We start from the raw sequence: 12,553 nt of genomic DNA on the forward strand, positions 1-12,553 counted from the left end.
AGTGGGAAGGAGACAGCTATGAAAGTATTTGAAGCAGCCTCGTTCATTTCAGCGGCGGAAAAGCGGGCGAAAGAATACGATCAGATTAGAGAACAATTTATCAATCTCAGGAAAGCTTTTCAGGAAATGGCTGACTTAGATGACAATGAGTTTTCAGGCAAAGGCGCTGACAACATTAAAGCTTTTTTCCAAGATCACGCTAGTGTCACAGACAGCTGGCTTGATTTGATCGATATGAAGATTGCTTTTCTTAACAGCATTTCAGGAAAAGTAGCTGATGCCGGATTGACCGATTCGTTTGTGGAAGAGTCATTTTTAGAACATGAGCTGATTCATGCGAAGAATAAATCACAAGCCATCATGCAGGAGCAGCGCAATGAAATGAAAGGTATCCTTGATGAAATCAGTGATATCATTCAACTAGAAGTTTTCTCGACAGAAGATGTCGATCAAAAGCTGGATTCAGCAGATAAAAAACGGGATGAGGCCATACATAAGCTCGGCAAGCTTGATCATGATCTAACGAAAGAATATGCAGAAACCGAGGCAAATGAACATTTCATTCAAGCTGATTTTCAACAGCTTCAAAATGCCACAGGCAAAGGAAAAAACGCCACTCCGCTTCACTATAACGCCAAGGCGTACAAGGAAAGCGATATACATAAGAAAAAAGGCGAGATTGCAAGACATTCAGATGCTTATTTGACGGTTAAGAAGAAAGAGGCGAAAGAGCAGGAAATCAAGAATCTGAAGAAAAAGCTCGCTGACGTTGTAACTGATCCGGATGAATATTTGGAAATTGCGAAGAAGATCGGCTATGAAAGCCTTGAACCTTCTCAGCAGCAATATGTCATTCAGCTTGAACAAGCAAAACAGCTGGAAGAAGCCGGAGAAGTGACTTGGGATATATTAAAAGGAGCCGGCGTTGGTTTATATGATGTCGTGAAAGACACGGTAACCAGTCTATGGGACTTCATAATCGATCCGGGAGAAACCTTGTCAGCACTGGGAAACGCAGTACTTCATCCAGTTAAAACATATGATGCTGTTTCAGCAGCAATCGAGGAATCGTATCAAAAAGATATGGTGAACGGAGATGCTTACTCCAGATCAAGATGGGTGTCATATGCAATTGGTTCAGCAGCTGTGGCTGTCGTCGGAACGAAAGGCGCAGGAGCCGTTAACAAAGCAGATGCGGCGGGGAAGGTCATAAACAAAGCAGGACAGGCAGGGAAGAAAATTAAAGACGTTAAGGTTGCAGATTTGCTTCCTTATAACTCTAAGTATGATCTTGCTCTGTCGGGTGACGTACCATACAATGTGGTTGACAGCCAAAACCTTAAAAATGAACTTTTTATTAATGCAAAGAAATTAGATGAAACAAGAAAGCCATTTACAGGCCAGAAAGTAAATGTCCCTTGGTTAAATAAAGAAAAATATGAAGCATACGAAATAGACGGTAAGGTAAAAGTTAAAGGACAGCCTAGAGATGTAAGCCGTAGAGTCTATACAATGAAAGATATTGATCTTAATCAAAAAAATCGGAAAGGCCTTACGAATCTTCAACTGATGAAAAATGGTAACGCTCCGTTTGCAAAAGATGGAACCCAAATTAATTTGCATCACTTGATTCAAGAAGAACCTGGAAATATGCTCGAGATACCTGAAAGCTGGCATAATAAGTACAGTGATGTTTTACATGGTTTGAAAGGGAATGGACAGAGTTTTAGAAGTGACCCAGTACTTGATAAACAATATAAAAGTTTCAGAAGAAAGTATTGGAGATGGAGAGCTCAGCAATTTGAGAACCAAAAATAATGAGGTGAAGGTTTAATGGATTATTCAAAAGTGAAAACTTTCTTCAATGAAAATAAAGAAAATTCAATTCTCACAGGAGGTGTTACTGAAGATCAGATTAAAGAAATAGAAGAGGATCTTAATGTAACCCTTCCGGACAGCTATAAATGGTTTTTGACTGAGTATGGTTCAGGGGGAGCATACGGGACAATGATACTCGGTTATGACTCTCACGGTGCTGAAGTTGTCGAGCAGACCAATGAATATAAAAAGTATTATAACCTTTCCGATGGTCTCGTAGTTATCGAATATGTAGATGAATTTTCTTATTGTCTTGATACTAACAAGATGAAAAATAGTGAATGCCCCGTCATTCTTTGGGATAACCAAGAGGGATATGGTAAACAAGTTGGTAGCACATTCCTAGAGTTTTTAATAGAAGAGCTTGAAGAAGCGAAAGACGACTGGATCGATGATGAAGACTGGGACGATTAAGTCGAAGGATTACACTTGTGTAATCTATAAAAAATGTTTTTATCCAATAAACAAATTTTTTGTAAATCATTCCAATGGTTTCATTTGATCTGTTATAATCAAACTGTAAAATACAAACTGGTTATAGTGTATCTCTTTAATAAGAAATGCATAAAATAAAAAGAGCATGGTGTTGGTCACATCCCGTCAAAATTTGAGAGAGGGTGAATGCTATGGAAGGTCTAAATAACTCTTACAATATCACGAAAGATCCGAAATTTTTAGCGTTTTGCAGTTTAGCGACAGAAGGTGCAGGAATTAGTTCGAATCAGCAATGTTCAATTGGTTTTAATGAATTCAAAGAAGCGCTGGAGAATGGCAAAGTAGTTGATAATAAAAACCTTAAAAGCAGTTCGGAATTAAATCACCAGTTTGATTACTGGAAGTCCAGAATAACTGGGGGACGAGCTGTAACTGAAACTGATAATCAAGTGCTGGATATCATCAAACAAGCATACAATCTTGGAATGGTGACGAGAGATAATATGCTTTTGAGAAATCAAGCCATTAACGCGTATAAAACATCTATTTAATTTAAAATTAAAGCCCCTATTCAGGAAGGGGCTTTTGCTTTGCAACTCATTCTTGATGTTTAATCTAAAACCATAAAGTCCTGCACTTTTGTTTCTTTTTAGGCAAATCAAATTCATTAAATTTCTTTTTAGTACGGATATCAAAAATCCCCATATAGCCGCCAATGCCTTTTTTGTTTTCCTCTTGTGAAATCACATAAAGTTTTTGATCTTTAAACTTTGCATTCATAATACGGAAATTTTAAATCGAATTTTTCAAAAGAAAAATCTTTATCGTACTCAAGTAAGCAGGTTTATCCGAATTTGTTAATATATGTAACGTAAAATTTACCGCTTTTTTTGTCGTAATACATAGCGTCCGCTTGTTCGAGATCATCAGGATATTTTATGAATTTTGCTTTCCATGATCCTTTTTCGATTACAGTTAGTTCATGTTCTGAGCTAGCCACAACATATTTTTCAGAGTGATCAAATACATCTCCATAGGAAGCTAATCCAATCGTTTTAATAATCTCTTCTGTTTTTCTATCAATGACGTACAAAGACATTCCTTGAATGACGTAAATATACTTATCATTATCATCGCTTCCTCCCATGGTTACGAGGGTAGGCAAAGTCAGGCTATATTTTTTATTGAACTTTTTATCATTTACTTTCAGTTCATTTCCATTGGTGTCGACATTATAGGCTTTTACAGAAATATCTTCTCCTTGATACCAAAAAGCAAATGGATTGGATAATTTATGTTCTTTAATGGTGTTGTTTTTTAATGTGTAATAATATGGTTCATGTTCAGCTAACAAGACGATATCGTCTGAAGAGGGGGTTTTTTTCTGGATATATGGTATATCCGGTACCTTAAAGTATCGTTTATTGAATTTTTCTCCTTGGGATGTGGATATGAGTACGCTTTTCTTGATGAGTGGATTTGAATAGATAAAAAAGATTTTATCCTCGGTTGGATTAATTTTAGAAGTACGTACAGAGTGTTCACCTTTATTTATAAAGAATGCATTGATCAACAATATAACTATTGCACCAATTAGAACTCCTGAAATCCCATATAAAACATAAGACTTTTTCATATAACGCTCCTTATCTTTTATATACAATAAAAAGACACTTGCAGAATAAATCTGCAAAGTAAATGATTAGGAGCAGACAGTTTTTGATGAGCGGTCAATATCTGCAGGTGTGAAAAGTGCGCCTCCATTACTGTCTAGGTCGGTTCCTTTTGTGTTTTTGTATGATTGCCACACAAGATTAGAGCAATACTATTTATTTGTGCTTTTTTTGGTTGCAGCTATGAATAAGGCTTACCTGTTTTACTATGAAGGACAGCATTGCATAGAGCTCTACAGGTGAACACAGATCATAAAAAAACACCCCCTATGCGGGAGTGCCAAAACATTTATGCGGTTTGCCCTCGGCGTTCCGCTGAGAAGTCATTATGGTGATCAAGCGCGATATGGATACTGGCTGTGTGGCCTCTTCGGGCTTCTTTAAAAACTTTGTGGCCGTCAAGAAGATAATGTCCAACAAGCCCAAGTAAGATAACCAAAAAGATAAAAGCCGATGCAAATTTAAATTTCATAAAGACAATCCCCTCTCTGAATTTGTTTTCGGGCATAAAGCACTTTCTCATAAAAGGCTGTAGCTACTTTATGGTCTTCATTTACATTATAATACATTGCTGCATCAGTCGCTAGGTCTTCCACATCTGAAAGCATAGCTTTTGATTCTAAGTAATCTAAGATTTTAAAAAGTCGTTCTTTGTCATTCTCAACGAATAAACCCATAAGAAAATCAAACATTTTTCCTAATACGTCATCGTTCAACTCCTTTGACAGCATAAGACCTTGTTCACAAACCTGTTTTCCATCAACCGTGTTGAATAATTTAAAGTGCGTTTTTGCCAACATTAGAAGTATGTCAAGCAGTCGGCTAGAATTGTGAAGAGAATTACTTTGATAAATTGAGACGCCTTCTTTAAAATACTCCAATGCCTTCTCCATATGTCCTGTTGTAAATGAGCATAAACCGAGATTGTACAAAGAAGAACCTATTAACCGTGGCATATCAATTTCTTGTGCTTGTTTTAATGCATTCATGAAATGCGGTATTGCTTTTTCTGGATACTCCATGTCTAAATAATTCAGACCGATGACGAATGAACATTGGATTACTCTTATTGAGTATGTCTCGTGTGCTTTGTAGGTTTCTATTGCTTGAACAATATGATGCATAGACATGTGGGTTTGCTTCATGTGATAGTACACTTCAGCAACTTTATAGTGAAATTCAGCTCGCTCTATTTCATCGGGGACAATAGATATCTTCTTTTCAGCTCGGTTGTAAAAACTTATTGCTTTAAGATATTCGTACTGTTCAAATTCATACATCCCATGAAAAAAGTTAAAATAATATTCAAGGATTCCTTTTAGATCGCTTTGTTTACTTTCGATCTCTTCTGATAAGTCTGAAATTTTAGGTCGTTCTTCATTCATGGTTTTTGGTTCAAGGTAATCAAGCATTAATTGATGTCGAAAACACATGAGAGAGTAGTACAACAATAAATCTTGATCTTCTTCCATATGCTCTATTTCTTGTTCAATTTCACCCTTTAGAATTTCTGCATCTGCAACACTGAATAATCTTATATATTTGTACCATTCATTGATTTTTAAGCCAACCTTTGAAGAAGAGATCAATTGCTCCAAAAAAATCAACCTCCTAGTATTTCGTCTGATTATGTAATATTTTATCATAATGTAATATGTTGGGAAGGGTGTTTTTTCTTAATTTCTCAATTCGGTGTGGAATGCGATGGAACCCCCCTCGTTCGAGAAGGAGATATGATCAATTTCCTGTTGCTTTCAGTGAGGCAAGCCACTCATCTAATGTTTCAGAGAAACCTTGCTGAACGGCTAATTCATATGCTGATTTTCCATCTTCACCGGCAGCGTTAGTAGCTCCAGTACTGCCTTTTTAATGAAGCTAACCATTCAAAAGTGATGAATATTCAAGGCGGGAGTAAGGGAAATTAACAAAAAAATGTGAGGGAATTTAGATGAAACGATTTATCTTGGTTATACCTTTATTGGCTGCTGTTATTGCCTCTCCAACTCAAATAAAAGCAAGTCCAATGCCTTGTAGTACAGTACTCGAACCGGTAAATCAAAAACTGAAAAATGCGAAGGGTGCGGCCCTAATCTATAAAGTGCAGTTATACCCGCCAAGTGCTGCGAGAACGAATATGAGTATTCTTGCTGTCCACCTTCCTCAGCCATCTTCTTACGGAAGCTACGACGGTTATGAAGGATTTGCCTCCAAAACAGGGGAGATCAGTTGGCGATTTAAACTATATCCGACTCCCGAGAAAGAGAGCCCTAATTGGGCTGGAAGGATTGATTCCATATCGGCTGAAATGACAAATGTTAAAGTGCAAGTACGCCTTTCAAATTCTAAGACGCAAAAGTTGGGGCCGAGTGTATTAACAAACAATATCCAATCTTGCTATTAGAAATGTAGAGCTCTTATCAAAGAGAGCAGTGCGCTTGATCTTTTGTAAATTGTCAAAAAAGGTAATTGTTCGAGAAATTCTGGTAAAAAATGATGAAGAGTTCGTTAAGATGGAGTGCCTGAAGTCAATTCATCATTTGACAGAAGAGAGCCGGCAAAAGTCGATATTGCATTGCGTTTGATTTTGTACATAGAAAGACGGCATAAAAAGAAGTGGTTAGCTAAAAAAAGGCAAAGAGTCAACGCTCTTTACCATCAGGTGTTTTCCTTAAGCGGTCTGCAATATGCTTAATTAAACTCAGCGCAGCAGTCACTAATGCAATAACTAAAACAATTTCAAGTAAGAGGATAAACCCAAAATTCAAACCGCCCCTTTCAAAGTAATCCTCAGTAAAAAAGAGCAATTGATAAATTCCAAGCATCAGCACAATAAAGGAAGCGCCTATAATAGCGAGAGACTTTTTAGAGAACTCCTTAGTATGGTTAAAATTATAAATCAATAAGAACAAAAATAGACAAGCCATGGCGATCTTATGAGTCAATGAATCACTTGCTGAAAACCCTTGCACAAGTAAGGAGATAATTAATCCGGTCATTCCGATTATTTTATTCATGATTTCACCTTCATTGGATAAGTATGATCTGGTGTCAGCTTACCAATTAAAGGTGATATTCTCAACATAATGCAGTTTAAAGTTAACTTAAAATCGTAATTTTAAGAACAAATTTAGAGTGGATCATGACATGCTGTTTATTATGCTGTAAACAAACGCAACAATAAATAATGGATAAGAGATAACAGCAATTAGTTTTGAAGATTTGCTCTTTTTTTCAAATGTGTATATTAGTGCAAATCCTAAAAAGAATATTGTGACAAACCAAGAAGAATAGGACGGGTACAATGCAATAAGTAAGACAATAAGAGTGGATAACGCAAAAGAAGATTCAAGTGTTATTTTCTGATCGTTTTTCAAATAAACCGCCTCCTTACACATATTCCCCCATATAAAAACACTTAAACATTATATTAAGTCAGCATGATTAAATGATAAACATTTTACGTCAAGAACAAGATAAAGCAATCCGGCATTTCAAGGACAAGCTGGACATGTCTGAAAAACTGTACATATCCTTAGCTAATTTAACCTGCTTAGAGATAAGCAAAATGATTACGCGGAAAGGCTGTATAGACTTATAAGTCAGACCTTACCTAAACTTAGATCGCTTAAAGAAGGTGTTGTGGTTGATCAGCCAATTGAATATTTCATGATGCAATTGTGCGGTTCTATGTTGGTGAAGACCTCGCCGTGTTCCATAAGAATGAGTCGTTTTAGTCTGTCATTTCCTAAAACAGTGTTTTACTCTTTTCACAAATATGCAAGAAGGGCGGTTTGACCTTGTATAGAGTGTTTATAATGCTGTTAATTTTGTTATGTATAACATTAGGGTGTCAAAACCAACATAACAAACATTTTATGGAGGCTGAGCAAACTATGGTCGGCTATGTCATTTTAAAAGGAGAGAATCAAGCAATTCTCATACCTAATGAAAAAGCTGATGTTAAAGACTATGAAAATCTTAGTGAAAAAGAGATTATTGAAAAGTATAGATCGGATATAGTTTTACTGGGACTTAGTCAGCTTAACAATAAAGATGACTTGAGCAAAGGACAAAAAATTCGTATTTGGTATAAAAAATTAAATGAATCTTCACCGCCAAAAACAAATATCTCAAAGTTTGAAAGTATTTAGTGTTTATTCTTTAATTCTCAGAAATACCGCTGCAAAACTGAAGCGGCATATTGAACCGAGATAATGTCTTCAAACCTCACGTCATTCTTCATTCGCGGTGGCTTATTCCTGCCCCGGGATTTATTTGACGATTGTTGACTCAGGTGCAGAGAAGGCATATGTCAAGAACACATTTTGAATGACTGGGCACCTTGAATAAAGCCAGCATTCCCATATTCATATGCGAAGAGATCGGTACTGAACGCTGATCATACATTTGAACAAGCTTGCGAGGCTTTGATAAAGAAAGAACAGTCAAGAGACGAACCATTACATACATATAATACTCCTGTGAAAGCGGGGGTGTAGTTTTGGAACCTTACCAACGTTATAAGGAATTAAAGAAGAAAACAATAAAGGTTGTCCATAAAGATAATTACAGTATCCGCTATATAGATCAGGATGAAGCGAGTAATGACTTAGATGAATTTTATAAACAATTTGCTCAGCATTTATTGGAGGCTGCTTTGGAAAGGAGTGCAGAGTAGGCTTCTTTTTTTGATTTGTTTGTGGTAAGTATCTTCATAAACGGCTTTATCGGTACTGATATTAATCACATGCGTCACTTCTTGCAGCAAAGCGGCTTCTGCGACATTTTGTCCGCCGATAAGGTTGGTTTGAATGGCTTCAAAGGGATTATCCTCACATGTCGGAACCTGCTTCAGCGCAGCTGTGTGAAAGACAATATCAACACCTTTCATCACTTGGTTGACTCTTCTGTAGTCACGAACATCGCCGAGCACAAACGACAGTCTTTGTTCATCCGCGTATTTTTGTTTCATCACATATTGTTTGCTGTCATCTTTGCTGAACACAATGACTTCTTTAGGGGTTAAGAGCAAAAGGCGTTTTACTATTTGGCTTCCGATTGATCCTGTTCCGCCTGTGACGAGAACAGTTTTATCGTGAAAAAACGGTTGTAGCTCTACTGCTTGCTGTTTAGGCATGGCTTATCCTCCAACTCTCGTTTCTCTACCATGCATCATATGTTGAACAATTTCAGCGAGTTAATGAAAGAAACCAATAAATCAAAAATTAGAGAAAAACATTAATCTGATGCGCTTTCATATGGCTTTACCCGATTAATAGAATAGAAATCACAAATAAAACATTGTACTAAATATTCATTTCAAATATTTGTCCACGTCAATTTTTTCTCTCCATAAATTCTCACATGCGGACAATCTTCACAAAAACTTAACACTGAACTTCCTGTATGTATTTTACAATTAAAGTGCACGTTCATAAAAGGAGGATGGAAAATGAATCATTCAAAAACACTTTTGTTAACCGCGGCAGCCGGATTGATGCTCACATGCAGTGCGGTTTCTTCCCAGGCCAAACATAAGCTGTCTGATCCTTATCATTTTACCGTGAATGCGGCGGCGGAAACGGAGCCGGTTGATACAGCCGGTGATGCAGCTGATGATCCTGCGATTTGGCTCGACCCCAAGAATCCTCAGAACAGCAAATTGATCACAACCAATAAAAAATCAGGCTTAGTCGTGTACAGCCTAGAGGGAAAGATGCTTCATTCCTATCATACCGGGAAGCTGAACAATGTTGATATCCGCTATGATTTTCCGTTGAACGGAAAAAAAGTCGATATTGCGGCGGCATCCAATCGGTCTGAAGGAAAGAATACCATTGAGATTTACGCCATTGACGGGAAAAACGGCACATTACAAAGCATTACGGATCCAGACCGCCCGATTGCATCAGCAATTGATGAAGTATACGGTTTCAGCTTGTACCACAGTCAAAAAACAGGAAAATATTACGCGATGGTGACAGGGAAAGAAGGCGAATTTGAACAATACGAATTAAATGCGGATAAAAATGGATACATATCCGGCAAAAAGGTAAGGGCGTTTAAAATGAATTCTCAGACAGAAGGAATGGCAGCAGACGATGAATACGGCAGTCTTTATATCGCAGAAGAAGATGAGGCCATCTGGAAGTTCAGTGCTGAGCCGGACGGCGGCAGTAACGGAACGGTTATCGATCGTGCCGACGGCAGGCATTTAACCCCTGATATTGAAGGACTGACGATTTACTACGCTGCTGACGGGAAAGGTTATCTGCTTGCATCAAGCCAGGGTAACAGCAGCTACGCGATTTATGAAAGACAGGGACAGAACAAATATGTTGCGGACTTTCAGATAACAGACGGGCCTGAAACAGACGGCACAAGCGATACAGACGGAATTGACGTTCTGGGTTTCGGGCTGGGGCCTGAATATCCGTTCGGTCTTTTTGTCGCACAGGACGGAGAGAATATAGATCACGGCCAAAAGGCCAATCAAAATTTTAAAATGGTGCCATGGGAAAGAATCGCTGATAAAATCGGCTTTCATCCGCAGGTCAATAAACAGGTTGACCCGAGAAAACTGACTGACAGAAGCGGAAAATAAACATGAAAAAAGCAGCTTATCCAAGCTGCTTTTTGATGTGAAGAGCGTTTCATGAGAAAGTCTTGGAACGGATAGCCGTAAGCACAGCCGGCAGCCGGTCATACGTGTACGCCGGTACTGTCTCTTGATAATTAAGCGCCGCGATTTGTTTACGTTCACCCGGGTTTGTCATATAAAAATGGATCTTATCCGCAAAATCCGCAAACCCGCTGTAAGAAACAAATGATGAAAACGGGGGCGCGGGAGAAAGGTCTGTCAGCTGAAAGGCCTGACAAGCCGCAATGTCTAAGCTTCTCGTATTTAAACTGGTATTTTCGATGCCGCGTCCGTTCTGATTGAGCGCAAACCGATAAGAACGGTGAGGGTTTAAGACCACGTCTGCGCTGTTGTAATATAATGCGGCATGTTCGGGTTCAATCCATTCATCCATTACGAGCACATTTTGCTGCCTGGCGATTTTTTTAGGCAGATGTCTGCGCCATCCCTTCCCGATAATACGAAGCGTATACGGAAGCTTCGCCGCTGCTTTCACCAGTTCAACGCGGTTCGGATACGGGTATCCGATCAGAAGCAGATTTGTGTGAAGAGAGGCTTCAGCAGGTTGTTTCTTAAAAAGCCGCTGATTAACGGGGATCGGGACATAATATACGTGCTGTAAGCCCATTTGCCGGTAAGCATCAAGCGCGTTTTGTTCTATCGTTAAAACGGCATCGGCAAGCGGGGCGATTGTCATGCTCACATCGAAATAAAAAGGATCCTCCGTCATCCATAGATAAACGGGAATCTGTTCTGTCTTCAGCCATTGAAGCCATTCAGACGGAATACGGTCTCCCGTCATCATCAGACTGATGTCTGGTTTGAATGCCCGTATACTGCTGATGGTATCTTCCTCAAACTCAGAAACAGAAAAAAAGCGGACGGAAGACTGTAAAAAGCCTTCCTCGATCCAGCGGTCAAAATACGTGTATATGCCTTTATATCCTGAACGGATATATAAAACGTTCATATGCTGTTACGAAGTGAACGTGACACTTTCAACTTTGTCGACGTCAAGCAATGTTGTAGCAGAGCCTGCCGGTGTAACGGAATTTTCCTGCGTAACAAAAACGATTCCGTGAATTTCGTCAAAGGCAACAAATTGAACCGGGCCGATCATGTCTCCTGAATCCATCACAATGCTGATGACAGTGCCGGGCTGAATTCTTGCAAAAATCCATCTCGCCGCTAATGAAATACCGCTTCCCAATACAGATTGTGCGCTGAGACTGTCTTTCGCCGCTGCTTCATCTACTTTTGCATCAATTGCCGATTCCAATAATTCTTTTACGCTGTTTTTCACGTTATCTCCTCCATCTGTGCCGCCAGATAAAGCGCTGTTGTCAAATACAGGGGCTAAAAGAGTTTTCAATAAGTTCTTTTTAAGCTCCAAACGATCCTCGCTCATGCGGACATACACCTCCTTTAACAATTTCAACCTCACGTTTATTCATATTCCTGATTGAAGAGATTGGTATAAGTCGAATGCCGTTTTGCTTGTGTTTTTTTCAATATTTAATCAAACAGCTGAATTTTCGAATCAGGCTTTGTTTGCCTATGCGGATTGTAAGAGTATGACATACGTTGTATAGATTAAAAAAATGAAGGAGAGGAATATTTTGGATTCAGGAGAAACTGTAAAACACGGGGGTTTTGAGGAGGAATTTCAGCTCGTACTGCTTCTTCTTCTTTTGTTATCTCATCAGCCGTCCGGAGATCATTCAGATTTGCGGCGTCAGCTTATAATGGCAAAAGAGCTTGGGGTTCCTGTACCGCGCGTCAATCTGATTAACGGCAGCACACTGCAGAACGTAATTGTCAAAGAAGTGCTGTCAGATTTGGCCGTTTTTCAAAATCCGCTCAATAATACGAGATCAAACGTCGCGATTTCAAGCATCGTCAGCTGGGGTGCTTTTTAATAACGGAT

14 protein-coding genes and 2 pseudogenes are annotated in these 12,553 nt (G+C 38.7%); 8 read left to right on the forward strand and 8 right to left on the reverse strand.

The window, feature by feature from the left end; genetic code table 11:
* The first annotated feature begins 18 nt into the window (after nt 1–18).
* The 3 genes from MJQ52_RS01160 to MJQ52_RS01170 all read left to right on the forward strand — a co-directional run bounded on the left by MJQ52_RS01160 (nt 19) and on the right by MJQ52_RS01170 (nt 2,864).
* Complete coding sequence (locus MJQ52_RS01160) at nt 19–1,818, forward strand: T7SS effector LXG polymorphic toxin (protein ID WP_094247855.1); 1,800 nt, start codon at nt 19–21, stop codon at nt 1,816–1,818.
* A 15-nt stretch (nt 1,819–1,833) separates the two neighbouring features.
* Nucleotides 1,834–2,292 (forward strand): SMI1/KNR4 family protein, encoded by a 459-nt coding sequence (locus tag MJQ52_RS01165; protein ID WP_094247856.1) that lies wholly within the window; start codon nt 1,834–1,836, stop codon nt 2,290–2,292.
* A gap of 212 nt (nt 2,293–2,504) precedes the next feature.
* Nucleotides 2,505–2,864, forward strand: a complete 360-nt coding sequence (locus tag MJQ52_RS01170) for a hypothetical protein (protein WP_003153654.1) — start codon at nt 2,505–2,507, stop codon at nt 2,862–2,864.
* 59 nt (nt 2,865–2,923) lie between these two features.
* Here MJQ52_RS01170 and MJQ52_RS01175 read toward each other — a convergent pair.
* The 3 genes and pseudogenes from MJQ52_RS01175 to MJQ52_RS01185 all read right to left on the reverse strand — a co-directional run bounded on the left by MJQ52_RS01175 (nt 2,924) and on the right by MJQ52_RS01185 (nt 5,584).
* Nucleotides 2,924–3,949 (reverse strand): annotated as a pseudogene (locus tag MJQ52_RS01175) (hypothetical protein).
* A 326-nt stretch (nt 3,950–4,275) separates the two neighbouring features.
* A complete protein-coding gene (locus tag MJQ52_RS01180; protein ID WP_003153655.1) occupies nt 4,276–4,458 on the reverse strand; it encodes a hypothetical protein in 183 nt (60 codons plus the stop codon).
* Complete coding sequence (locus tag MJQ52_RS01185) at nt 4,448–5,584, reverse strand: Rap family tetratricopeptide repeat protein (RefSeq protein WP_094247857.1); 1,137 nt, start codon at nt 5,582–5,584, stop codon at nt 4,448–4,450. The genes MJQ52_RS01180 and MJQ52_RS01185 overlap by 11 nt, the downstream gene beginning before the upstream one ends.
* 350 nt (nt 5,585–5,934) lie before the next feature.
* Between MJQ52_RS01185 and MJQ52_RS01190 the strand changes: the two genes are divergently transcribed.
* Nucleotides 5,935–6,387, forward strand: a complete 453-nt coding sequence (locus MJQ52_RS01190; protein WP_094247858.1) for a hypothetical protein — start codon at nt 5,935–5,937, stop codon at nt 6,385–6,387.
* Nucleotides 6,388–6,625: 238 nt separating this feature from the next.
* On the opposite strand, the gene MJQ52_RS01195 is transcribed toward MJQ52_RS01190, so the two are convergent.
* Complete coding sequence (locus tag MJQ52_RS01195) at nt 6,626–7,000, reverse strand: YoqO family protein (RefSeq protein ID WP_094247859.1); 375 nt, start codon at nt 6,998–7,000, stop codon at nt 6,626–6,628.
* Between the two features lie 123 nt (nt 7,001–7,123).
* Complete coding sequence (locus MJQ52_RS01200; RefSeq protein ID WP_063636671.1) at nt 7,124–7,360, reverse strand: hypothetical protein; 237 nt, start codon at nt 7,358–7,360, stop codon at nt 7,124–7,126.
* Nucleotides 7,361–7,801: 441 nt separating this feature from the next.
* On the opposite strand from MJQ52_RS01200, the gene MJQ52_RS01205 reads away from it, so the two are divergent.
* Both MJQ52_RS01205 and sprB read left to right on the forward strand, forming a co-directional pair.
* Nucleotides 7,802–8,137, forward strand: coding sequence for a DUF3221 domain-containing protein (locus tag MJQ52_RS01205; RefSeq protein ID WP_223883510.1), 336 nt, complete (start codon nt 7,802–7,804; stop codon nt 8,135–8,137).
* A gap of 350 nt (nt 8,138–8,487) precedes the next feature.
* Nucleotides 8,488–8,664, forward strand: a complete 177-nt coding sequence (gene sprB, locus MJQ52_RS01210; protein WP_094247860.1) for a recombination directionality factor SprB — start codon at nt 8,488–8,490, stop codon at nt 8,662–8,664.
* A 39-nt stretch (nt 8,665–8,703) separates the two neighbouring features.
* On the opposite strand, the pseudogene MJQ52_RS01215 reads toward sprB, so the two are convergent.
* Nucleotides 8,704–9,123, reverse strand: a pseudogene (locus MJQ52_RS01215) (SDR family NAD(P)-dependent oxidoreductase); the annotation flags it as partial.
* Nucleotides 9,124–9,438: 315 nt separating this feature from the next.
* Here MJQ52_RS01215 and phyC point away from each other — a divergent pair.
* A complete protein-coding gene (gene phyC / locus MJQ52_RS01220; RefSeq protein ID WP_070081991.1) occupies nt 9,439–10,590 on the forward strand; it encodes a 3-phytase in 1,152 nt (383 codons plus the stop codon).
* 49 nt (nt 10,591–10,639) lie between these two features.
* Here the strand turns inward: phyC and MJQ52_RS01225 are convergent, their stop codons facing one another.
* Nucleotides 10,640–11,596: a CgeB family protein gene (locus MJQ52_RS01225; RefSeq protein WP_094247861.1), complete on the reverse strand. Its 957-nt coding sequence runs from the start codon at nt 11,594–11,596 to the stop codon at nt 10,640–10,642.
* Between the two features lie 6 nt (nt 11,597–11,602).
* A complete protein-coding gene (locus MJQ52_RS01230; protein WP_029326144.1) occupies nt 11,603–12,034 on the reverse strand; it encodes a hypothetical protein in 432 nt (143 codons plus the stop codon).
* A gap of 211 nt (nt 12,035–12,245) precedes the next feature.
* Between MJQ52_RS01230 and cgeC the strand changes: the two genes are divergently transcribed.
* Complete coding sequence (cgeC, locus tag MJQ52_RS01235) at nt 12,246–12,545, forward strand: spore maturation protein CgeC (protein ID WP_079891442.1); 300 nt, start codon at nt 12,246–12,248, stop codon at nt 12,543–12,545.
* Nucleotides 12,546–12,553: the final 8 nt, after the last annotated feature.

This window comes from Bacillus sp. jun7, assembly GCF_051034795.1.
GTDB lineage: Bacteria > Bacillota > Bacilli > Bacillales > Bacillaceae > Bacillus > Bacillus velezensis.